At 39.4% G+C, this 23,734-nt stretch carries 20 protein-coding genes and 4 tRNA genes; 19 read left to right on the top strand and 5 right to left on the bottom strand.

Annotated elements, in window-relative coordinates; translation table 11 throughout:
* Positions 1–126: 126 nt before the first annotated feature.
* The gene (locus H4J41_RS04895) at positions 127–1,959 is read left to right on the top strand and encodes a protein kinase domain-containing protein (protein WP_182136102.1); all 1,833 of its coding nucleotides are present in this window, start codon (positions 127–129) and stop codon (positions 1,957–1,959) included.
* Between the two features lie 81 nt (positions 1,960–2,040).
* On the opposite strand, the gene H4J41_RS04890 is transcribed toward H4J41_RS04895, so the two are convergent.
* Positions 2,041–3,090 (bottom strand): patatin-like phospholipase family protein, encoded by a 1,050-nt coding sequence (locus H4J41_RS04890; RefSeq protein WP_182136101.1) that lies wholly within the window; start codon positions 3,088–3,090, stop codon positions 2,041–2,043.
* A gap of 185 nt (positions 3,091–3,275) precedes the next feature.
* Between H4J41_RS04890 and H4J41_RS04885 the strand changes: the two genes are divergently transcribed.
* Entirely contained in the window at positions 3,276–3,500 is a 225-nt protein-coding gene (locus tag H4J41_RS04885) for a hypothetical protein (protein ID WP_182136100.1), read from the top strand.
* Between the two features lie 465 nt (positions 3,501–3,965).
* The gene (locus H4J41_RS04880) at positions 3,966–6,419 is read left to right on the top strand and encodes an Ig-like domain-containing protein (RefSeq protein WP_182136099.1); all 2,454 of its coding nucleotides are present in this window, start codon (positions 3,966–3,968) and stop codon (positions 6,417–6,419) included.
* A 166-nt stretch (positions 6,420–6,585) separates the two neighbouring features.
* On the opposite strand, the gene H4J41_RS04875 is transcribed toward H4J41_RS04880, so the two are convergent.
* The 4 genes from H4J41_RS04875 to cmoA form a co-directional block, all read right to left on the bottom strand.
* On the bottom strand, positions 6,586–6,711 hold the full coding sequence (locus tag H4J41_RS04875) for a hypothetical protein (protein ID WP_404842464.1): 126 nt from the start codon (positions 6,709–6,711) through the stop codon (positions 6,586–6,588).
* A 95-nt stretch (positions 6,712–6,806) separates the two neighbouring features.
* Positions 6,807–8,153, bottom strand: coding sequence for an anti-phage deoxyguanosine triphosphatase (locus H4J41_RS04870; protein WP_182136098.1), 1,347 nt, complete (start codon positions 8,151–8,153; stop codon positions 6,807–6,809).
* Positions 8,154–8,925: 772 nt separating this feature from the next.
* Positions 8,926–9,891 (bottom strand): tRNA 5-methoxyuridine(34)/uridine 5-oxyacetic acid(34) synthase CmoB, encoded by a 966-nt coding sequence (cmoB, locus tag H4J41_RS04865; RefSeq protein ID WP_182136097.1) that lies wholly within the window; start codon positions 9,889–9,891, stop codon positions 8,926–8,928.
* A gap of 4 nt (positions 9,892–9,895) precedes the next feature.
* Positions 9,896–10,630 carry a carboxy-S-adenosyl-L-methionine synthase CmoA gene (gene cmoA / locus H4J41_RS04860; RefSeq protein ID WP_182136096.1) on the bottom strand — a complete coding sequence of 245 codons (735 nt, stop codon included), beginning with the start codon at positions 10,628–10,630 and terminating at the stop codon, positions 9,896–9,898.
* 358 nt (positions 10,631–10,988) lie between these two features.
* On the opposite strand from cmoA, the gene aspS reads away from it, so the two are divergent.
* From aspS to H4J41_RS04780, 16 genes are all read left to right on the top strand, one after another.
* The gene (aspS, locus tag H4J41_RS04855; protein ID WP_182136095.1) at positions 10,989–12,773 is read left to right on the top strand and encodes an aspartate--tRNA ligase; all 1,785 of its coding nucleotides are present in this window, start codon (positions 10,989–10,991) and stop codon (positions 12,771–12,773) included.
* Between the two features lie 146 nt (positions 12,774–12,919).
* Positions 12,920–13,447: a crossover junction endodeoxyribonuclease RuvC gene (gene ruvC / locus H4J41_RS04850; protein WP_182136094.1), complete on the top strand. Its 528-nt coding sequence runs from the start codon at positions 12,920–12,922 to the stop codon at positions 13,445–13,447.
* Between the two features lie 124 nt (positions 13,448–13,571).
* A complete protein-coding gene (gene ruvA / locus H4J41_RS04845; protein WP_182136093.1) occupies positions 13,572–14,189 on the top strand; it encodes a Holliday junction branch migration protein RuvA in 618 nt (205 codons plus the stop codon).
* A gap of 104 nt (positions 14,190–14,293) precedes the next feature.
* Positions 14,294–15,298 (top strand): Holliday junction branch migration DNA helicase RuvB, encoded by a 1,005-nt coding sequence (gene ruvB / locus H4J41_RS04840; protein ID WP_182136092.1) that lies wholly within the window; start codon positions 14,294–14,296, stop codon positions 15,296–15,298.
* A 584-nt stretch (positions 15,299–15,882) separates the two neighbouring features.
* Entirely contained in the window at positions 15,883–16,299 is a 417-nt protein-coding gene (gene ybgC, locus H4J41_RS04835) for a tol-pal system-associated acyl-CoA thioesterase (protein WP_182136091.1), read from the top strand.
* Positions 16,289–16,972, top strand: a complete 684-nt coding sequence (tolQ, locus tag H4J41_RS04830; RefSeq protein WP_182136090.1) for a protein TolQ — start codon at positions 16,289–16,291, stop codon at positions 16,970–16,972. The genes ybgC and tolQ overlap by 11 nt, the downstream gene beginning before the upstream one ends.
* A gap of 14 nt (positions 16,973–16,986) precedes the next feature.
* Entirely contained in the window at positions 16,987–17,415 is a 429-nt protein-coding gene (tolR, locus tag H4J41_RS04825) for a protein TolR (RefSeq protein WP_182136089.1), read from the top strand.
* Complete coding sequence (gene tolA, locus H4J41_RS17715) at positions 17,415–18,317, top strand: cell envelope integrity protein TolA (RefSeq protein ID WP_182136088.1); 903 nt, start codon at positions 17,415–17,417, stop codon at positions 18,315–18,317. Before tolR ends, tolA begins: the two co-directional genes overlap by 1 nt.
* A 33-nt stretch (positions 18,318–18,350) precedes the next feature.
* Positions 18,351–19,697 (top strand): Tol-Pal system beta propeller repeat protein TolB, encoded by a 1,347-nt coding sequence (tolB, locus tag H4J41_RS04815; protein ID WP_182136087.1) that lies wholly within the window; start codon positions 18,351–18,353, stop codon positions 19,695–19,697.
* 43 nt (positions 19,698–19,740) lie between these two features.
* The gene (gene pal, locus H4J41_RS04810) at positions 19,741–20,295 is read left to right on the top strand and encodes a peptidoglycan-associated lipoprotein Pal (protein WP_182136086.1); all 555 of its coding nucleotides are present in this window, start codon (positions 19,741–19,743) and stop codon (positions 20,293–20,295) included.
* Between the two features lie 12 nt (positions 20,296–20,307).
* Positions 20,308–21,096 (top strand): tol-pal system protein YbgF, encoded by a 789-nt coding sequence (gene ybgF / locus H4J41_RS04805; RefSeq protein ID WP_182136085.1) that lies wholly within the window; start codon positions 20,308–20,310, stop codon positions 21,094–21,096.
* A gap of 146 nt (positions 21,097–21,242) precedes the next feature.
* Positions 21,243–21,318: transfer RNA gene (locus H4J41_RS04800), tRNA-Lys, on the top strand.
* Between the two features lie 46 nt (positions 21,319–21,364).
* Positions 21,365–21,440: transfer RNA gene (locus tag H4J41_RS04795), tRNA-Lys, on the top strand.
* Between the two features lie 99 nt (positions 21,441–21,539).
* A tRNA-Lys gene (locus H4J41_RS04790) sits at positions 21,540–21,615 on the top strand.
* Positions 21,616–21,798: 183 nt separating this feature from the next.
* Positions 21,799–22,845 carry a quinolinate synthase NadA gene (nadA, locus tag H4J41_RS04785; protein WP_182136084.1) on the top strand — a complete coding sequence of 349 codons (1,047 nt, stop codon included), beginning with the start codon at positions 21,799–21,801 and terminating at the stop codon, positions 22,843–22,845.
* A 128-nt stretch (positions 22,846–22,973) separates the two neighbouring features.
* Positions 22,974–23,061 (top strand) — tRNA-Ser (locus tag H4J41_RS04780).
* The last annotated feature ends 673 nt before the right edge of the window (positions 23,062–23,734 follow it).

Genomic DNA, 23,734 nt, shown 5'->3' with positions numbered 1-23,734 from the left:
ATAAATTTAAATAACTCAATGTTTTTGAATTACTTTAGTCACAAGAACTCAGCTAAAAGATATCAATTAGCCTTAAATTCAATGATAATTTATCTAGATCCAGATGTTTACAGTTAAGGAAGTCTAGTGGCGGAAAAGAAACTCCAGCATTTTTATATCGCTGAAGAACAGTCGATTTATTTATTAAATCATGAAGATGCAACCAAGTTAAAGCAATGGGTTGAGCTTTGTCAGCAGCAGTTAACTTTGTTGGGTTATCAAAATATCGCGCTCATTGGTAAAGGGGCTTATGGTTTTGTCTTTGGCGGTGAAGACGAACATGGGCAATCACAAGTTTTTAAGTTTTCCCGTATTAATCTGCCACAACATGTTCAAGATCGCTTAGCTGAAGAAGCGGATATTCAGCGAGAATTATCTCATGAACGTATTCCTAAAATCATGGGTTATTATAAGATAAAGCGCCAATCAATTGTCCATATGCAGCGTGCTCCAGGCATAGATCTTGAGAAGTTGTCCTATCAAGAAGGGCCTTTACCGAGTGAATTAATCGTTAAAATTGCCCTACAACTTGCTGATATTCTGATTTATTTGCGCGATTCTAGTCAACACGAGAAGGGTAGGCCTTATGTTCATGGTGACATAAAACCTTCCAATGTGGTGTTTGACCCTGAAACTGAGAAAGTCTACCTAATCGATTGGGGCTCTTCAGTACCTGCCCAACTTGATGTTAATGGCCAATCTACCGCTAATAATGTTATGGATTTAATGAGCAGCGACTTACAAAATAGTAATGCCCGCTTAGGCGATGTTTACTTTATTGGTGATGAGCAAATTAGCGGTGAAATGTCGTCGCCCCGTTTTGACGAACAAGGGCTAGCGGCTACCTTATATGCCTTAGCTTCAGGGCAGTCTTGTCGCTATGGTAGTGCGGTGATCACGCCTTCATCTTTGGGCTTGCCTAAATTACTGGCACAAATATTATCGGGTATGTTTAGCAAAGACAGAAGTGAGCGAAATCAAGCCGGGGACTATTTTTTTAAACATCTAGCCCTGTTAAAAAACACCGTGATGGCCGATCCGCCTTTGCCGGTTGAAATTAAGCCTTTAGTGCCAGTTTGGTGTAAAAGTTATCACAAAAATATGGATACTGTGGTTTATGGTTCGCGTAAATCTTTCCTGCGAGAATCTGTAGAGGTAGACGAATTAAATGATATAGACGACGTGCAATTAGAAAAATACTTTAAGAATTTTCTGATGGGCATGGGCGATACTGAGAAGGCTTTTGTTGCTGCGGTTAGCCGACTAGCTAATTTTCCTGTTGTGGGTGGCTTAGCGGTGCGTTGGGAAAAAAATGGCGTGTATATTGACTCAAACTTATCGTTATTTGACCCGAAACTGAAAACATCATTTCAAAGTGCGGTGAATAATATGGTGCGCTTAGCTCAAGGGATATTCAGAATAGGGGTTTTTAAAAGTTGTTTATTCAATGCCCGAAACACTTTGCATGTTGAGCGTGAAAATGAAGAGCAACCCTTTCAAGCCTTAGCCAATCAAGTTATCCATTTTGATGTCAGTGATATTGCTGATATTGACGATATAACACGACTGCATTCTTACTTTGAAGATGGTGTCGACCCAGATGAATATTTATATTTACCCGACGAAGTTATGGTGGTGCTAGGGCGTTTAAATCAGATCCATCACACAGGTTGTATTATTTTTGAAGTTTTGCCACGACACCTTAAAATTCACAGTTATTTAATGTTGCTAAATCACGATAAAGAAGCAGAATTTACGCAATGCTTGACAGAAATATTACAGTTGCTACCAACAATTACCGGTATTGGTATTTCTGGTTTTATGAAGCTGCCTTACAAAGACACACGATTTTTTGAACACATAAATGGCTTACCGGATAAGTTTTATCCGAGAAACCCCAAGCAAACAGCACAACCTTAACTCTGTCTAACAATAAAATAGCCATAAAGGCTTGATTCAAATAATACTAAACGGACTAAATTAGTCCGTTTAGTATTAAGCTCATTCAATAAGTTTAATATGTTCGGTGTTCGGTTTAGCTACGCATGCTGAAAATTCATCCGCTAAACATTCAGATGCTTTTAACACTGCTTGCCAATATTTTAGCCGTGTTGCAGGCGCTAGATTAATAAAATCTTTCCGATCAGGTATTTTTGCAAAAGGTAATTGAGCAATAAAGGCTGCAGAGGGCACTAACATTACGGTGTTTTTGTAATACTCGGTATTGACCTTACGCGCTAAATTTTTATCAAACCAACCGGCTTTTGGCGTTGGTGAAAAGTGTGGATACAGGGTAAGGCCAGATGCTGGCTTGATATCAACATCAAAGTGGTAATCAATAATACCACCGTCGCGATACATGCCTTTTGGCGAATCAGCAATGTTTTTTACACCGCCCATAACAACAGGGATAGAGCCAGAAGCAAGCAAACTGGTGGTTAAGTTTTTGTGACTCAAGGCTTGATATTGGGTATTAAAATTATAAGGGTCATTAATCGTTAACTGGCTTTTAGGATGATGGTAAACAAAGCGTTGATATTGTTTGGCCAGTAAACCGCGATTGATTTGATTAAATACCATGCTTGATATTAACCCCAACATTAACGGCGTTTTTTGCTCAAAAGCAGTTAAGCCACGGCATTTTGCGACAATAAAGTGTGCTTTGAAAATTGGATTGTTGATAATTTCATCACTGCCTTTCGCACCTAAGACTTCTTCAAGTAGAGCCATTGCTTTGGCGGTAATTTCTTTATTTTTGGCATTTTCCGAATAGGTGGTTTGTGAATAGAGTGTCGCTAAGCGCGTAATCGCCGCAACGGGATCTTGCTGGCTAAGGGCGGCAAAGCGAAATGCCCCCGCTGACGAACCAACTAAATTTAATTCAGTGCGGCGATCTTTAAAATATTCACCAAAAAGGTATTTGTCTAAGCCAAATAAGCTAAACCATTTTGGCCCACCACTGGCGCCCAGCATAGTGGTAAAAAGTTCTTGTTTAAAACCGTGTTCTTGTATTTTTTTTAAGGCATTAGAGCCTGCATAAATATCTAACATCTTATTTCTTCAATTTAATTTTCAGGTGACTGGTTATTAACCCTTCATTATTAGGTTTATAGTCATCAGGTAGAGTGCAATAGTACTCTGTCTGAGCCTATAGATGAAGCGGTTTAAATTCCACAACAAGCGTGTATTGATGAATGAAAAAATGTTCGAAATGAACAAAGCTATGCATCAAAGCTATGCATCAAAAATATGCTCCTCAGATGAAACCTATTTTAAAAATGCTTAACTGTGATGTGAAAAATATAGAAGTATTAGATGAAGGAGATTTTGTCATTCATTTCAAAAAACATAATAGTTCTGAGGTGAATGATGGTAATTTAAAAGTTGTGGGGAAAGGCTTTTCTAAACAACCTCAATTTGGCTTTATTTTACTCAGTAGTATTAGTTGTTGTTATATATGAGTTTTAGTGTATTGTAGGATCTGTTTTAGGTAGTTAACTACCTAAGGACAGGGATTTTAAATTTAAAGGAACTAATATGCTCATAACATTTTTACATTCATCACTGCTACTTTTTCTTCTTCGAACTCCGCTATTATCAGTAGCTAATACTTGTCAAAAACCTCCCTACACCAAGCTCAAAGTAAAAGAATAAGCTCAATTTCCCATAATTAACAAAAGTTCGTACAGGCTGTAAATAGTCGACCTTCGTAATAATAAAGGGGACTCAGCAATTGTTAGCCGTATGGCATCGGAAAGCCCACTAATAAAAACAATATGAGTTATTGCGCATGATTAAAATGAACTGGCCATTTTCTCTTTATAGAGATTAGCTCAATAGTCATTTTTATACTTATGAATACCTCAATTAAAATTAATACACTAAAAATTTCAAACCATAATAATACCAATTAATAAGGACATACCATGAAAAAACAGTTATTACTTTCAATGCTAGCGTTATCAATTATTACAGGTTGTGGCGGTAGTGATAAATCAACCAAAACTACAACTCCACCCCCTCCCGAAAGCAACACAGCCCCTATAGCTAATGCTGATACTGGCCTTGCACAAAATAATAAGTCAAGCACACTTGATGTATTAGCTAATGACACAGACAGTAACGGTGATACTTTAACCTTAGACAGCATCACTGTTCAGCCACAATTTGGCACGGTTGAAATCGTTGATAATGCGCTTTTATTCACTCCACTAACAGATTATGCAGGCGTTGACACCCTAAGCTATCAAATATCTGATGGTGCATTAACCGCAGAAGCTGAAGTTAACCTTACAATCAATCATACAATGACAATAGCGGGAAAGGTTACAGACAGCCCAATCTCAAATGCATTAGTTACAGTTGAATTAGACGGTCAAACTTATACCGCCACAGCCGACTCGAAAGGCAACTACCAGCTACCCATCACCATTAATAACATGCAAAATATGCTTTTCATAAAAGCACAAGGTAGTGAGATAAACAATCAGGCAAGCGTTGAGTTGGTTGCTATGCTAGGAGAGGTTAAAAATCTGCTTAGTTCTGTTGATGCTAACAAAGAACTAACAAATCAAGAAAACAATAGAACTAACGTGACTCACCTTTCTACGGCAACGTATTTACTAGCGAAAGACAGGAATGAAAACCAAAACATAGCTTCAAACGAGCAGCTTGAAGCGTTAAAAAGCGATATTTCGGCAGAGGATACGCTAGAAACCGCAGGTTTTATTAAATTATTAGTAGATAACCCCAACTTTCAAATACCTGAAGGCGAGTCTATTTTGTCATTACTGGACTCTGACGAAGCTAGTTCAACAACAGAGGCTATAAACAACTACCTAGTAGCAAACGCTTATGTTGATGAAAGTGGTGAGGCAACTGAAGCTTATACTCAAGCGTTAGACGTAGCTATAGCGGCAACAATTTCGGACCCAGACGCGGTAGCACAATTCACAACTGAAATGTTTACCGACAAAACCATGCTCAGTCTCAATGGCGCTAAACAAGGGTGGCTTCGACATTCGGGAAATGGCTGGCACTTTAATAGTAACGGAACAGCAAGTAACTATATCAACTATTATGCTGCTGATACCAAACAAGTGGATTGGACAGTCACCAATGGCAAGCTCGTGTTAGCCTATAAAAAAAATGAAGTAAGCTTAGATTACTTTTCTTATCCGTTTGATAGCGTAACCACGCGTTATGGTTTTGAACAATCAGTTCAAGATAAGTTAAAAGAAGCTGCAGATAATGGAGTAATCGGTCAAAACTTACGAATTGAAATTCATTCAGGCGTAGGACATGAGAGTGTAACCCTATTATCAAAAACTGATACAGCTTACCAAGTGAATGTTTCAGGCGAATTTGGCTATAAAATGATACCTCCAGAAGCAATGGATTGGCAGGGTGAATCTCCTACTGGTACAGAATTTATCAACTCAACTCGTACTTATGTTCACAATGACAATAGTTTATTTGCAGGCAAAGTGCTAAATGATATATCTGGTCGTTGGGTAATGCATTTTGACTATTCAACGAAGGATTTTTCACAAGAGCAAGTTGAAGGCTTTTTCGGGGACACTATTACCATTAGTGAAACCTCAGCGACAACAGACAAGTCGGCTTATCAATTTACGCCAACACTTGATGACGGAACTTTAACTCTGACGCAAGAAAATATCAGCTATAAAATAACGCCTTTTAAGCAATCAGGTAAACATTACCTGGCAAAAATTGAACAGTGGGTTGATGGTAAATTAACTGATGTCGTGAGTTCACAAATAGCTAAATTCGATGACAGTTTTACTTTATACACGGATAATCTTGTTACTGAGCTACCAGAGATACAAGCATCTTTTATTAATGCCTCAAGCGCTGACCAATGGGACGGCGATAAACTAAAGCTTGAAAATATTTATGGATATCAATTTAACGCGGATGGTACTTTCAATCGAGGTATCAGAGGTGAGCCTGCTGGAAAATGGAATGAATATGGCGTGGATTATTTTCGCATGGGTGATGATAATTGGACTTGGAATGTAGAGAGTAACATCGTTAATTTGTATAAGGAAAATTCTTATCAAACACGCCATCATACTTGGGAAGTCATTTCAGTCGATGATATGGGCAGAGCGCTAGTGCTTGAATATTCTACAATGGGTTATGATGATAATGGGGACGGTGTAGTTTCTGAAGATGAAATTAACCCGTATATCAAACCTCGTATTAATATCCTGATGAAAGAAGACTTAAGTCGTTGGAGTGAAGCATGGGAGAACACTCAAAATTTAGGATTAACATCAGGCTCTGACTCTAGTAATAAAATAGCACAGCCTGTCACTAGTCAAAAGAAATCCTCTCGACTAATAACTACACGTTAGTTACATTAAGTTTATACTTTTAAATCTAGTTAATTCCTGAGGTCACTCTTGGGAATTAACGTCTTAACAAATGTTGTGATATCAAATTTAACATTGTCTGTTTTAAGTTCATAAAAACTTTTTATGAACTTATTTTTATTATTATATTTTCGGCGTATAGCTTGCACTAAAGAAACCATTTTGGCCCACCACTGACGCCCAGCATAGTGGTAAAAAGTTCTTGTTTAAAACCGTGTTCTTGTATTGTTTTTAAGGCGTTGCTGCCACAATAAATATCTAGCATATTAGCCATCGTTAGAAAAACCTCTCCATGGGTTATTACAGTGCATACTATTTTTTAGTGGTACTTAACTTATCAGCACCTGCTTAGGTTATCTGCTGGATAAGTTAATAGTCGTGTTGACCAAATCCAGTTTGTCCTATGGGTAAAAATAAGGTTTGATAAAGTTTGGTGGCATATTCATCGGTCATCCCCGCGACATAATCAGCGATAACACGGTGTTGATTGAGCTTGTTTTCTTTTGCTTGTAGCCAACGCATGGCGGTGTTTTTAGGTAATAAGCGCTCAGGGTCGGAAGACAAGGCTTGAAATAATTCCATCACAATTTGCTGACCACGATATTCCAACTGTTGAATTGACGTTTGCTTGATCACAAACTGATAAACAAAGTCTTTGAAAATCTGTAGCACTTGAGCGGCAATTAACGGATGCACGGCATTATAGCGTAAAAGTTGCTCTTGAAAGTTACACGTTTTAGTTGCGTTAATATCATCTAATTCGACGGCGGTTATTAAGTAATTCACTAAACCGCCAATGGCTTCTTTTTGTTTATAGCGTTGAGGACTAAAAAGATTATCCGCTAAGCTTAAGCTATAGTCGTGCAGCCAATCATCGTCTATTTTTAGTAGCCTTTTGATCACATTTTCATCAAAGTCTTGTTGATTAACCACGCCGGTAACTATGGCATCTTCTAGGTCATGAATGCCATAGGCAATATCATCGGCTAATTCCATCATCGAGCAATCTAAAGATTTATAATTGGTTTTACTATGGCTATTCGCTTTGCTGGTAAATTGTTGAAAAAGTGCTTTGTCTGACTGACATAAAGGCGCTAATACCCAATTAAACATATCAATATCGTCAAGATATAAGCCTTTGGGTGGCTGCCATTTCGACGTTTCTAATTGGCGAAAAGATGCCGGTATTGCTTGCGGAATATTTTGTTGTAAATTGTTTAAGGTTTGTGGATATTTTATTAAGCCCAGTAGTGTTCTGCGGGTTAAGTTCATACCGAAATTTTCACTAAACGGTTCTAAGTGCGCCACGATACGAAAGGTTTGTCCATTGCCTTCAAAGCCACCATAATCACGCATCATATAATGTAGGGCAATTTCTCCACCATGGCCAAAAGGAGGGTGGCCGATATCATGCGCTAAACATAATGCTTCAATCAAACTGTCGTCATTAGGCAGTAGGGCAGCGCTATGCTCAGGATATTTACTGCGAATTTGCGCGATAATGCCGCTACCAATTTGTGCCGCTTCTAAAGAATGGGTTAATCGGGTGCGATGAAAGTCACTTTGACCACTGCCCATCACTTGGGTTTTTGATTGTAGTCGTCGAAATGCGGCTGAATGGAGAATACGTGCTCGGTCACGTTGAAATGGGCTGCGGTGATCTTGATGTCTTTTTGCGACTCGCTCTAATCGTCTTATTTGCCAAGGATTGTCCATGATGCCTCTGTTTTCAAGCTGAATTAACCGTATGATACAAATAGTATATTATTCTTTAAAGGAAGGTAATAGCCAAGCCATTAAGTTAGCTCTTACTCAGCACTTGCTAGCCGTTGACAACAACTTTAATTTTTCCCTCTAGGTGCAGAGCCAAGTCTCTCGGTGGTGAATTTTTTTAGTATTTTACAAGGAGGATTTACAGGGAGTAAAGCATGAGAAAAGAAGGAGTAAACACTGAGTAAATTTAAGGAAGGTAGATTGATATTGAGTAAAAAATTACGTTAATGTATTTTTCTTTTTCGTTTAGGACAAAGTACCTCGCTGGTGAAATGGCTTAGCATTTTTTTACCTTATTCAGTCCTCATTCACTTCTTCCTGTGAGTTTTTTAGTGTGTTACAGGGAGGAAAACATGAGAAAAGAAGGAGTAAGCACTGAGTAAATTTAATGAAGGTCGGTTGATATTGAGTAAGACATTACGTTAATTTATTTTGCTTTTATTGGTGTAGGACAACGTTTCTCGATTGTGACATGGTTTAGTGTTTTTTAGCTCATTCAGTCCTCATTCATTTCTTCCTGTGAATTTTTTTAGAATTTACAGGGAGGAAAGAATGAGAAGAGAAGGAGTCAATATTGAGTAAACACGGAGTAAATTTAATGTCGAAAGTTAAGGCATGACTTTAATTTTTTACTCTTCTCACCGTAGGACGAAATCCCTCTGTCCCTCAGTGGTGAAATAGCATTGTGTTTTAGTGACAGTTAACTAACATAAGGCTATTTATTGGCAATAAATATTGCCCGTTTTGGTGCTGGGTAGCCTTCAATGGTTTTACTGTTATCATCAGGGTCAAGAAAGTCTTGTAATGATTCAGTATCTATCCAATCAGTTTTACGTTGTTCGTCAAGGGCAGTGATATCAGTATTAACCACACGAATATTTTTAAAACCACAACGTTCAAGCCATGCACACATAGCCTCACAACTGGGTAAGAACCAAACATTGCGCATTTTCGCGTAGCGCTCGCCCGGCACTAACACGGTATTTTCATCGCCATCAACCACTAGGGTTTCTAAGACCAGTTCGCCGCCTTTAACCAATTGCGCTTTTAGTTGGTAAAGAAAATCTATTGGCGAGCGTCTATGATACAAAACGCCCATCGCAAATACGGTATCGAAGGCATTTAACTCAGGCAACTGTTCAACACCTAGCGGTAATAAGTTAACGTGATCATCTTGAACAAAATGTTGTATGGCTTGAAATTGTGATAAAAACAATTGTGTCGGGTCAATACCCACAACAAACTCAGCACCTGCACCGCGCATGCGCCACAAGTGATAGCCACTGCCACAGCCAATATCGAGTACATAACGATGAGTTAAGTCACTAATATGCGGCGCTAAGCGATCCCATTTAAAATCAGAACGCCATTCAGTATCTATGTGCAGCCCATGAATATGATACGGGCCTTTACGCCAAGGTTTAAACTTTTTCAGTAAATTCTCTAAACGTTTATATTCACCGTCATTAATGTCAGCGCGTTCGCCTGCCCGTACTGTGGTACTAATATCAACACTCGATGGTGATGTTTTTGGTAGCGCCATTAAGGTTTTTTGCCATTGGGCAAATTCGCCGTGTAAATGTTGTTCTCGCCACTGAGTCAGTTGAGCGGGCAAAATGTTAAGCCAGTGGCTTAAGCGATTACTCGCTATTTTTTGATAGAAGTTGTTAAATGAAATCATGGGGCTATTTAATCGCGATCAGAGAAAAGAAGTTAAAACATTGAAACCAAGGGGCGCTATGGTTAAAGCCAGCCAGTTTCAAACGCTTTAAATGGGTGTCTAAATTATCAGTGAGCATGACGTTTTCTAGTGCGGTACGTTTTTGGGCGATTTCTAATTCGCTATAACCGTTGGCACGCTTAAAGTCATGATGTAAGTCGACGAGTAACTCATTGCAGACGTTGTCGGTATGGGCGATTTTCTCTGACAGTAATAATAAACCACCGGGATTAAGGCCTTTAGCTATTTTATTTAACAATAATTGGCGTTGTTCTGGCGCGATAAATTGTAAAGTAAAATTAAGCACTACCATAGAGGCATTTTTAATTTCAATATCAAGAATATTAGCTTCTATTATCTCAACCGGTGTTTCACCTTTAAAAGCACTTACATGCATTTTACAGCGTTCAACCATAGCGCTTGAGCTATCAATGCCGATAATTTTACAGTTTTTTGCGCTGATACCTTTACGCATCGCCAATGTTGCCGCGCCGAGCGAACAGCCCAGGTCGTAAACTTGGCTGTTATCGGTGACATAGCGCTGACTGAGTCGGCCTATGGTATCAATAATAGTGCTATAACCAGGCACTGAGCGGCTGATCATATCGGGGAAAACTTCTACGACTTGTGCGTCGAATGCAAAGTCTTTGATTTTACTTTGTTTATTAGAAAAAATTAAATCGGTATCTGATGTTTTCATGATGACAAAACTATACTAACGTTTGAGGCTATAAAAGCGTATTTTACCTGATATATTCTCTGATAAACAAGGTAATGTGTTTTTATGTTCTGCTTAGGACGTTATAGCCGACTTTACGCCATTATTGGTAGTGCTTAGCATAGAATGCAAAACCTGCTTAAAGCTTGAGGGGGTAAGCATTATCAATATCATTAACCGGCATACTGAAGTGGAACGGGTCTAATTAGACTATTCATTGAATGTCGGGTGACTTTACTTAGCATTGCTTTATAATGTTGGCAATTTTTATCATCACAAGTTATAGATTTATAAAACATCTGTTAACTTGTTCAGCTTATTCGAATTTTAGGGTAAATACATGCGTAGTCTTTATTGTGGTGAGGTTAATGAATCTCATGTGGGTCAGGAAGTCACACTTTGTGGTTGGGTTAATCGTCGTCGTGACTTAGGTGCGGTAATTTTCTTAGATTTACGAGACCGTGAAGGTATTGTACAAGTTGTTTACGACCCGGACTTTCCTGAAGTGCTTGAAAAAGCCAACACCTTGCGTAATGAGTTTTGTGTGCAAATCAAAGGTAAAGTGCGCGCTCGTCCTGATGGCCAAGTGAATAAAGATATGGCAACGGGCGCTATTGAAGTGTTGGGCTTAGAGTTAACTATTTTAAATAAGTCAGCACCGCTACCTTTAGATTCAAATCAGAAGAACTCTGAAGAGCTACGATTAAAATATCGTTATCTTGATTTACGTCGTCCAGAAATGACTGAGCGCATGCGTTTTCGCGCTAAAGTGACTTCAGCGGTGCGTGCATCACTTGAGTCACAAGGCTTTTTGGATATAGAAACACCTATTCTTACAGCCGCTACCCCTGAAGGTGCGCGTGATTATTTAGTGCCTAGCCGTACTCATAAAGGGCAATTTTTTGCTTTACCACAGTCACCACAATTATTTAAACAATTGTTGATGATGTCAGGTATGGAACGCTACTATCAAATCGTTAAGTGTTTTCGTGATGAAGACTTACGTGCAGATCGCCAACCAGAATTTACTCAAATTGATATTGAAACCTCATTTATGAGTTCAGATCAAGTGATGCAAGTGACTGAAACTATGATCCGCGGCTTATTCCAAGAGCTACTTAACGTAGACTTAGGTGAATTTCCGCGCATGACCTATTTAGAGGCGATGACTCGTTTTGGCTCTGATAAACCAGATTTACGTAATCCACTTGAAATTGTTGACGTGGCTGACATCTTAAAAGATGTTGAGTTTAAAGTGTTCTCTGGCCCTGCTAACGACGATAAAGGCCGAGTTGCCGTTATTTGTATACCGGGAGGCGCCGCTAAATTCTCTCGTAAAGGTATTGACGAGTTAACTAAATTTGTCGGTATTTACGGCGCTAAGGGCATGCCCTGGTTAAAAGTTAATGACCTTGATGCTGGTCTTGAAGGCTTACAATCACCGATTTTAAAATTCTTAGATGAAGCCGCCGTTAATGCCTTATTAACCCGTACTCATGCTAAAACCGGCGATATTATTTTCTTTGGCTCAGACACTTATAATGTGGTGACTGAATCATTAGGTGCCTTGCGTTTAAAAGTGGGTGAAGAGCTTGAGCTATTGCAAGGTGATTGGAAACCATTGTGGGTGGTAGACTTTCCAATGTTTGAAGAAGCTGACGGCAATATGCATGCTATTCATCATCCGTTTACCGCGCCAACCAATTTAACCGCGGCTGAATTAGAAGCAAATCCCGTGGGTGCTTTGTCTGATGCCTATGACATGGTTCTTAATGGCTGTGAATTAGGTGGTGGTTCAGTGCGTATTCATAATCAAGATATGCAAGCCGCTGTATTTCGCATTCTGGGTATTAGCGATGAAGAAGCGCAAGAAAAGTTTGGTTTCCTACTAGAAGCATTACAATACGGCGCGCCACCACATGCCGGTTTAGCCTTTGGTTTAGACCGTTTAGTAATGCTGATGACTGGAGCTAGTTCAATTCGTGATGTGATGGCATTCCCGAAAACAACAACTGCGGCGTGTCCGTTAACTAATGCGCCAGGTCATGCAAACCCAGCACAACTGGCTGAATTAGGCATTGCTTGTTTGGCAAAAGAAATTGATACTGAGCCAAAAGCAGAATAACCTCTGTTAGAAAAATTTTAACGTGACTAAGCGTTAATGTTAACACAATTAAAACGCACGAATTAATGCTACTTAGGCCTTATTCGTGCGTTTTTTTTCAATAGTATTATTTTTAAAGTTAACGCTTTTATTAAGGTAAATAACAAGTGAGTATTATTTTAGGTATTGACCCAGGGTCACGTTTAACCGGCTATGGCGTCATTAAACAATCGGGCCGTAATTTTACCTATTTAGGCAGTGGCTGTATTAAAGCCACAGCGGCAGGTGAAGATTTAGGTATGCGCTTGCAAACAATTTTTGCTGGCGTTAGTGAGCTTATCTTGCAATTTCAACCTGACATGTTTGCTATTGAGCAAGTCTTTATGGCGAAAAATCCTGATTCAGCATTAAAGTTAGGCCAAGCTCGAGGTGCGGCTATTGTTGCGGCGACGAACAATGGTTTAACGATTGCAGAATACTCGGCTAGACAAATTAAGCAATCGGTTGTGGGTACAGGTGCGGCAGATAAAACTCAAGTGCAACATATGGTGAAAACTATTTTGAAATTACCGGGCACACCTCAAGCTGATGCCGCCGATGCACTGGCCGTTGCCCTGTGTCATGCGCACAGTCACGACTCGATCAGTAAACTTTCAGGCCAAGCCACTAAAACAGTACGTGGACGCTTACGCTAATAGTTATTTTTCTAGTATTATCGTTATTTGCGCACCGCTTTAAATAATTCAGGGCGTAAACTTTACTGTATAAATATCTAGTGGTATGGTGTTGTCATATAGTATATCAAGCAAAGGTTAAGCCGTGATTGGACGTTTACGTGGCATATTAATAGAAAAAATGGCCCCCGAAATTTTAATTGAATGTAATGGTGTTGGCTATGAAGTGACTATGCCAATGACCAGCATTTATGCCCTTGGCGAGGTTAATCAAGAAGCGACTTTATATACCCACTTTGTGGTACGTGAAGATGCACAATTACTTTATGGCTTTGCTAATAAAGTTGAGCGTAAACTGTTTCGCTTACTGATCAAGGTTAATGGTGTTGGGCCTAAATTAGGTTTGGCTATTTTGTCAGGCATGTCTGCCGATCAATTTGTCAGTTGTGTTATACATGACGATTTAACCACCATAGTGAAAATACCCGGTGTTGGTAAGAAAACAGCGGAACGCTTGTTGATTGAAATGCGCGATAGATTAAAAGATTGGCAAACTGACAGTAGTGACGCTTTGGTGCATATGATGCCAACGGATGTTCATCAAGCCAATGCCTTTATCAGTGATAGTAAAGGCGATGCTATTAACGCCTTAGTTTCTTTAGGGTATAGTCAGCTACAAGCAGACAAAGCAGTTAAATCAGTTTTTCATCCTGACAAAAGTAGCGAAGACCTGATCCGTGGTGCTTTAAAAGCCATGTTATAAGTAGTAATCACTTCGCCATATCGACGATAACAAGTTTGGGCCAAAGGTAAATGACGATAAAATTTTTCAATGAGTTTTTTAATGATTTTTTCAATGAGTAATACATGATAGAAGCAGACAGATTAATTGAACCCGTAGCCACCCGTGAAGATGAAACGGTTGACCGAGCTATTAGGCCTAAAATGTTGTCCGACTATACTGGGCAGGCTCATGTAAAGTCTCAAATGGAAATTTTCATTGCGGCGGCTTTGAAAAGACGCGAGCCGCTTGACCATTTGTTAATTTTTGGTCCACCGGGTTTAGGTAAAACCACCTTAGCCAATATTGTCGCGAATGAAATGGGCGTCAGTGTTCGGGCTACCTCAGGTCCGGTATTGGAAAAAGCCGGTGATTTGGCGGCATTACTGACTAACCTTGAAGAAAATGATGTCTTGTTTATCGATGAAATTCATCGTTTAAGTCCTGTGGTAGAAGAAATTCTTTACCCAGCGATGGAAGATTATCAGTTAGATATTATGATCGGCGAAGGGCCAGCAGCCCGCTCTATAAAACTTGATTTACCGCCCTTTACCTTAATTGGTGCAACAACTCGCGCAGGCGCGTTAACCTCACCACTTCGCGATCGTTTCGGGATAGTTCAACGGCTAGAATTTTATAACACGCAAGAGTTAACCGAAATTGTCATGCGTTCAGCACATTTCTTAGATTTAGACATTGCTCAAGCGGGAGCATTTGAAGTCGCAAGGCGTTCTCGTGGTACACCGCGCATTGCTAATCGCTTATTACGCAGAGTCAGAGATTACGCGGATGTAAAAACTGACGGTATAGTCAGTAAAGCAACCGCTGCCAGTGCCTTAGATATGTTAGAGGTAGATAATGAAGGTTTCGATTTAATGGACCGGAAATTATTGGAAGCGATTATTGATAAATTTTCCGGCGGCCCCGTTGGTCTTGATAACATTGCCGCTGCCATTGGCGAAGAACGTGAAACCATTGAAGATGTATTAGAGCCTTTTTTAATCCAGCAAGGTTTTTTACAACGCACACCGCGCGGGCGAATTGCTACAAGTAGAGCTTATCTACACTTTGGTTTAGACTTTCCAAGTTAACTGCTAAGTTTTTACCGTTATAAAAAGCACCTTAGGGTGCTTTTTTTGTTCAGGATGAACGGTATGGCGTGGTCACATGGATGTGAAAGAACGTCGATGTTTATTCTTTGAATTTTAAGTAAAAAAAAGCCCACATAAATCTATGTGGGCCAACTTAAAATATAAGCTGCTAAAAGGAAATGGGGATCCTAGAAAATATATAACAGAGAAAGGTAACAACACCTATCAAAACATTTGTGGGCTAAGATGAAAAATGTAAAAAACAAAATTCGTGCGCTAGCTCAAACAACAAGGCTATTCTAGTCCGATGAGTTGAGCAACACAAACAAAAATAATTTATGTTAATCATTAGGAAAACTAATGCGAAATAAATTGTCGTAATCTTGCATTAATATAAGGAGAGTAACCATTTACAGTCGCTGATCAGTAATGATTTTTTATAATATTAGACTAATAAAAGATCCGTAATTAGATTTATTGTTGAAATTTTTACAAAGAAAGTACCTTAGCTCTTGTTCCGTGTGAGCTTTATCTATTAAGATAAGCACTTGAAAATTTTATACTAAGATAAATCGAAAAATTTAATGTCATTAAGCAGTCATCAACACACCGTACGTGTTTACTATGAAGATACCGATGCCGGTGGTATCGTTTATTACGCGAACTATTTAAAGTTTTTTGAACGCGCTAGAACAGAATGGCTGCGCGAACTTGGTATTAATCAATCAATATTTTTAGAACAAAATATCGGTTTTGTGGTCACAAAGGTGGCAATGGACAATAAGGCATCAGCAAAACTTGATGACTTGCTAACAATGACCACAACAATAAGCCGATTAAAGTCTGCGAGTTTGGTATTTTCACAGCAACTTGTGAACCAGAACCAGATAACATTATGTACGGCTGAGATTAAAGTCGCTTGTGTTAACTTGGCTCTAGCAAAACCTAAACCTTGTACTATCCCCAAAAGCATATTAGGAGCATTAAAACGTGTCAGCTGAAATTTCGTTTTTTGATTTATTTTTACAGGCCAGTTTATTAGTTCAGCTGGTCATGTTGACCTTATTAGGATTTTCAATTGCCTGTTGGACCATGATTTTTCAACGTCGTAAAGTATTGCTTGCAGCTAAAATACAATTAAAAGACTTTGAAGACAAATTTTGGAGTGGGGCTGATTTAAGTAAGCTCTACAGTGAAGTTTCTGCCAAAGAGCATATTGACGGTATTGAAAGTCTTTTTGTTTCTGGTTTTCGTGAATTTGCTCGTTTACGTAAATCGCATGGCTATTCACCGCAAGTGATAGTTGACGGCACACACCGGGCAATGCGCGTGGCAATGTCAAGAGAAGTCGATAACTTGGAAACACATTTGCCCTTTATGGCCACCGTTGGCTCAATAAGCCCTTATATTGGTTTGTTTGGTACCGTGTGGGGTATCATGAATTCATTTATTGCCCTAGGTGCGGTTGAGCAAGCCACTCTGGCTATGGTTGCGCCCGGTATTGCCGAGGCATTAATCGCGACTGCAATGGGGTTGTTTGCCGCCATTCCTGCCGTGATGGCATTTAACCGTTTTAGTCATAATGTTGAAAAACTTGAAAATAGCTATGGTAACTTTATGGACGAATTTTCAAGTATATTACAAAGACAAACAGCGACAGAGCAACACGGCTAAGGTAGAGATTAACTATGTATAATCGAGTCAGGCGCCGCAAGGTTGCTGAGATAAATGTAGTACCTTATATTGACGTAATGTTAGTGTTGCTGATTATTTTTATGGTAACGGCACCGCTGATAACACAAGGCGTTAAAGTTGATTTACCGCAAGCTGATGCACAACCTCTAAGTAAAGACATGAAACCGCCTTTAGTGGCTTCAGTTGATGCTAATGGCAATTATTATCTGGCGGTTGGAACCAGCAAAAATGAACCTATGTCGGCAGAAGAAGTTGCCACCTTAGTCGCCGCACATTTAAAGTTGGCACCTGATACCCCCGTGGTGGTTAATGGCGATGGTGCGGTTTCTTATGATGCGGTTATTCAATTAATGGTGATGTTACAAAAAATAGCAGGTGTACCATCTGTTGGTTTAATGACTGATACCCCGGAGAGTAAGTAGTGTCATCGAAGTATTCAACTCCCTTAGCGTTAAGTTTTGCCATACACATAGTACTTGCTGTTGTTTTGTTGTGGGGTGATTTCTCATCGCCACCAAAATCGACGCCAACGTCAGTACAAATGGAGCCTATTCAAGCGGTTGTTGTTGAAAGAAGTAAAGTAGAGGCGCAAATTAATAAGATTAAAAAGCAAAAGGCCGATGACGCTCAAAAGCTTAAAAATCTTGAAAATAGTATTGCCGCCGCAAAAGAAAAACAACTAAATGAAGAAAAACGCATTAAGAGTCTTGAACGTCAGCGTAAGATAAAAGAGCAAGAAAAAAAGGCAGCTGACAGCGCGGCTAAAAAGTCTCAAGCTAAAGCAAATGCGGCAGACAAACAGCGCAAACAAAAAGAGCTTGAAAGAGCGCAAGCTGATAAAGCGGCAGCAGACGCGCAAGCTAAGCGAATAAAAGAAGAGCAAGCGGCTAAAAAAGCAGAAGATTTGCGTAAAAAGAAAGCGGCAGACCAAAAACGTAAACAGCAAGAAGATCGAGAACGTGCCGCTCAGCAAAAGTTATTAGAGCAACAAATGGCTGAAGAAATGGCCAATCGTCAACAGGCTCGTCGCCAACAAATGATGACAGAAATTGGTCGGTTTACCGCATTAATAACGCAAACCATAAAGCGTAATTTGATCACTGACCGTAGCACGATGGAAGGTAAATCTTGTAAGTTAACCATAAGTCTAGCACCCTCAGGTTTTGTGACCAATGTGGTCACAGGCCAAGGCGACAGACGAGTTTGTGAAGCAGCAAAAACAGCGGTATATAAAGCGGGTACTTTACCTGTTTCTAAAGACCCTGAAATATTTCGAGAAATGAGAACGATCAGTTTAACGGTAGCACCAGACAAATTTAATTAAGTTTTTGTATATATTAGGAAGATAATCGACGCTATGAAAAATGTAACTTTATTTTTACTATTCTTTGCTGCAGTGTTTTCGCAGCAGGTAAGGGCAACGTTAGAAATTGTTATCACCGAAGGTGTTGATAGTGCACGACCCATTGCTGTGTTGCCATTTAAATGGACAGGAACGGGTGTCATGCCAGAGCGTTTATCTACAGTGGTCAGTGATGATTTACTACGCAGTGGTAAATTTAGTCCAATTAAAGCCTCACGTTATCCTCAGGTACCTAACAAGGATAGTGAAATTGATTACAGCGCTTGGGCAAGTGAAGGTGTTGAAGCCGTTGTTATTGGTGAAGTTAGCGAAACCTCGATAGGTCGTTATCAAATTAAATATCAGCTGGTTGATGTTATTCGTGGCCAAGTTACCGGTGGCGAAACGCAAATGTTAAGTAATGGCAAGTTAGTGCGTACCTCAGATCATATTTTGGATGAAAGTACCGTTGAGATTGGCGCCGATCAATTTCGTCGTTACGCCCACCGTATCAGTGATGCTGTTTATGAAAAGCTCACAGGTACACGCGGTGCATTTTTAACAAAAATTGCCTATGTTATTGTGCGCGATCAAGGTGAATATCCTTATCAGTTAGCTATTGCTGATTACGATGGTTTTAACGAACATGTTTTGTTAAGTTCAAAAGAGCCATTAATGTCACCATCGTGGCACCCAAGTGGCAATCAGTTAGCTTATGTAACCTTTGAAAATCGACAAGCACAAATTCATATTATTGATATTTATTCCGGGCAACGTAATTTAATCAGCTCGTTTGAGGGTATCAACAGTGCACCTAATTGGTCACCAGATGGTAAAAAACTGGCAATGGTATTGTCTAAAGATGATAATCCTGAGCTTTACGTGATGAATGTTGCAACGAAAAAATTACGACGTATAACTCGTCATCGTGCCATTGATACTGAACCCAGTTGGACACCAGACGGCAAGTCATTGATATTTAGTTCAGAACGGGGTGGAAGAGCGCAGCTATATCGGGTAAGTTTAGTAGATGGCAAAATTAGAAGGCTAACTTTTGATGGCGAAATGAACCTAGGTGGCTCATTAACACCTGATGGTCGTCAATTAGTGATGGTAAATCGTACAAACGGTAAGTATCATCTAGCCAAGCAAGAATTTGATTCAGGGATTTTTCAAGTGTTAACCACAACACGTTTGGACGAATCACCAAGTATATCACCTAACGGTGGTATGATTATTTATAGTACTTTACACAATAACCGTCAGGTACTAAGTTTAGTTTCCGTAGATGGAAGATTTAAGGCAAGGTTGCCAGCACTTAATGGCGAAGTGAAGTCACCTTCATGGTCACCATTTTTATAATAATTATTAGTAATTTAATTTGTAAATAATAAGGACACATAAAATGCGCTTTAATAAAACAGTAAAAGCCTTAGCGGTTGTTTTACCTATCATGGCTTTATCGGCTTGTAGTTCATCTGACTCAGCTAGCGAAGACGCTAGTGCGATGCAAAAAAATGAAGCCGTTATGGCTGAACAAAAAGCTCGTGAAGCAGCCGAACTTGTAAAAGTTGAAGCAATGCAACGTGCTGATGCTATTGAAGCTAAAAAACGTCAAGAAATTGAAAAATTACGTTCAGAGCATATTGTTTATTTTGATTTTGACAGATCAACAGTAAGTGGTGATTTTGTCGCTATTCTTGAAGCACATGCTGAGTTTCTTAACGAAAACTCAACGGTCAATGTGTTAATTGAAGGTCATGCTGATGAACGTGGTACACCTGAATATAACATTGCATTAGGCGAGCGCCGTGCAAAAGCTATTGAAACGTTTTTAGAGAACATGGGCGTTTCAGCTGCACAATTAAGCACAGTAAGTTACGGCGAAGAAAAACCAATGGTTAAAGATCGTAGCGAAGGCGCGTTTGCTAAAAACCGTCGTGCCGTGTTGGTCTACTAATCAGGTAATGAAATGAAACCCAATAGTATTCTATTCGGGATGACGTTCGCTGTGGCTGCCAATTTGGCAGTAGCAGCTGAACGGGCTCCTGTTATTGAAGTAACCGCTGGCACGCCTACCAAGGCTGCCAAATTAAGCTTGAGTGAACAGCTGGTTAGTCTTGAACGCAAACTTGATGCCCGTAACAGAGCCCAAGTTAACGTTCAACGACAACTCGATGAACTGCAAAACGAAGTTAACGAGCTTCGTGGCATCACTGAGTTACACACTTATCAATTGAGTCAGGTACTTGACCGTCAACGTGAGTTGTATCAAGAGCTTGATCGCAGAGTATCAGAAGCACTAAAACCAGCAAATCAAATACCCGCAACAATCATTGCACCTAGCGGTGATGCAGGTAAGGTAAATTACAGTAATAACTTAACTGAAAATGAAGCCTATGATCGTGCGGTTAATATGGTGTTAAAAGATAAGCGTTACGAACAAGCTATTCCTGAGTTTGAAGCGTTTAATCAAAGGTACCCTAACTCGACTTATGCAGCGAACGCCCATTATTGGTTAGGACAGTTATTGTTTAACAAAGGTGAGTTAACTCAAGCACGTCAAGAATTTGATGTGGTGGTGAGTAATTATCCTGATTCCAGTAAACGTAGTGACGCAATGTTAAAGCTTGCTATGGTTGAGCAAAAAGAAAATAATGAAACCAAAGCGATTGCCGTATACAAAAAGTTGATAGCGCAATACCCTAATTCAAGTGCTGCAAAACTAGCGCAACCACGATTAAATAGTATCAAACCATAATTTTTGCTTATAAGTTGTGCGCTTTGGTGGCTTTTTGTTCGAACAAACAATAAAGTGCAAAAAAGTCGACGATTGTTGTTGCACTTAAAAATATTATGAGTATTATATGCCCCGCATTGGACGAGTAGTCCAGCGGAAACAAATACCGGTCGTTAGCTCAGTTGGTAGAGCAGTTGGCTTTTAACCAATTTGTCGAAGGTTCAAATCCTTCACGACCGACCACTTTTTTACCAATAAAAGTGTTCGGTATTTGTTTCAGAATATATGACGGTCGTTAGCTCAGTTGGTAGAGCAGTTGGCTTTTAACCAATTTGTCGAAGGTTCAAATCCTTCACGACCGACCACTTTTCTTAACCTTAACCTTGATAGTTGATAGTTAAGAACATAGTGGCATTGAAATTAGCACCATGCGGTTTCATTATTAAAAATTAAAAGTAGTTTATCGGTCGTTAGCTCAGTTGGTAGAGCAGTTGGCTTTTAACCAATTTGTCGAAGGTTCAAATCCTTCACGACCGACCACTTTTAATGACCCTATCTTATTCCTCAGTACTGTTTAAATTTATCTAACCACCTACATTATTCTTTATCTCATTAATATAATTTTTATATCTCTTATCCACCTTGAACCATATTCGTAGTACACTTTTATTCTTCTATACCTTATAATTCTTACGATTTTTAAGGCACTCATTGAGAAGACATATGACCCAAGCAAATTTAGCCGTTGATTTTGATTTTCAATTCCCCAAAAAGGCTACGCCACTAAGTGCTGTAGAGCGTGAAGAGTCTAAAGCACGTATCAAATTATTATTGAAAGAAAAAAACGCTGTACTTGTTGCACATTATTACACTGATCCTGAAATTCAAGCATTAGCAGAAGAAACCGGTGGTTGTGTAGCTGATTCATTAGAAATGGCAAGATTTGGTAACAACCATCCTGCAGAGACTTTGATTGTAGCGGGTGTGCGTTTTATGGGTGAAACGTCAAAAGTACTGACCCCAGAAAAAACAGTGGTAATGCCTACATTAGAAGCCACATGTTCGTTAGATTTAGGTTGCCCAATTGAAGAGTTTAGTGCTTTTTGTGATCAACACCCTGACAGAACCGTTGTGGTCTATGCTAATACTTCTACCGCTGTTAAAGCTCGTGCTGATTGGATAGTGACTTCATCATGCGCTTTAGAAATTGTTGAGCATCTTGATGACCTGGGTGAGAAAATTATTTGGGGTCCTGATCGCCATCTAGGTGCATACATTGAAAAGCAAACGGGTGCCGACATGATCATGTGGCAAGGTGCTTGTATTGTTCATGATGAGTTTAAAACCAAAGCACTCATTGATATGAAGGCGCTTCATCCAGATGCTGCCGTGCTTGTTCATCCGGAATCACCAGCAGAAATAATTGATCTGGCCGATTCGGTAGGGTCAACTAGCCAATTAATTAAAGCGGCTCAAGCACTACCCAATAAAAAATTCATTGTGGCGACGGACCGTGGTATTTTTTATAAAATGCAACAGTTATGCCCTGATAAAGAATTCTTTGAAGCACCAACAGCTGGCGAAGGTGCTACATGTCGTAGTTGCGCACATTGTCCGTGGATGGCAATGAATGGCTTAAAGGAAATTGAACAAGCACTGTTAAACCCAGAAGGTAGAGAAGTCTTCGTTGATATGAAACTTCGCACAGGAGCGCTTAAATCTCTAGACCGCATGTTAAATTTTAATACTGAAATGAACAAAAATAAGTAATCTTATTATACGTTGGCTGTTAAATAAGCAACTGCTTTAACTTTGTTTAAATTAGGTTGCGTTATAGAGATTATTTTTCTAACATAGCGCAGCTCGGTACGAGGAGCTCAATAGATAGTGATTAAAACGGTGAGGTGTCCGAGTGGCCGAAGGAGCACGCCTGGAAAGCGTGTAAGGCGCAAGCCTTCGAGGGTTCGAATCCCTCCCTCACCGCCATCTATTGATTTACTGTAAGGTATAACAATATTAAATATGAAAGCCGCTAGTTATCTAGCGGCTTTTTTCGTTTCCAAACCTTGCATTCAATCCAGTCAACAATGCCTTCTGCGCTCTATAACTAGCTAGTCATGTTAAAAAATTAAACCTAAGCGCTATTCAATAACTAATCTTAGCGGTAAGTAGTTTGTATTCATTCATAACAAGGGCTATTAGAAATGAATACAGTATAGAAGGGTCTAATAGAATATTATTAGGCAGCGTCTTACAATTAAGTTAATCATTTAAGATAAAAGGCGTTTGAAGGCCATTGTTACTTGCATTAACTTAAGCAAAAGCCCGCTATTTATTACGCATTAGTGTTTATTAATGTATGTATCGGCTTCTATTTGCTCACATTGCCTAATTAAAAAGCAAACAGTCATTTAATCGCAATTTAATTGATATTAGGTGTTGACGTGAAGCCAGAAATCTCTAGAATGCGCTCCAGTTCCAAGGGGTAACCCAAACGAACGGTTTCAATGAGTTATCTAACTCGGTCTAGGCTGATTAAGTTAACTTAACGTTTTAAAAATGAGTTTGAATCTTCTGAAAAGAAAGTTTAAAAAATCTAAATAAAACGTTGACATTAAAACTCAGGTGCGTAGAATGCGCATCTCGCTTCAGGCAAGGC

The sequence above is a fragment of the Colwellia sp. MB3u-45 genome (assembly GCF_014077005.1).
GTDB lineage: Bacteria > Pseudomonadota > Gammaproteobacteria > Enterobacterales > Alteromonadaceae > Cognaticolwellia.
Note: the sequence above shows the minus strand (reverse complement) of the source record. Positions and strands in the feature narration are given on the sequence as shown.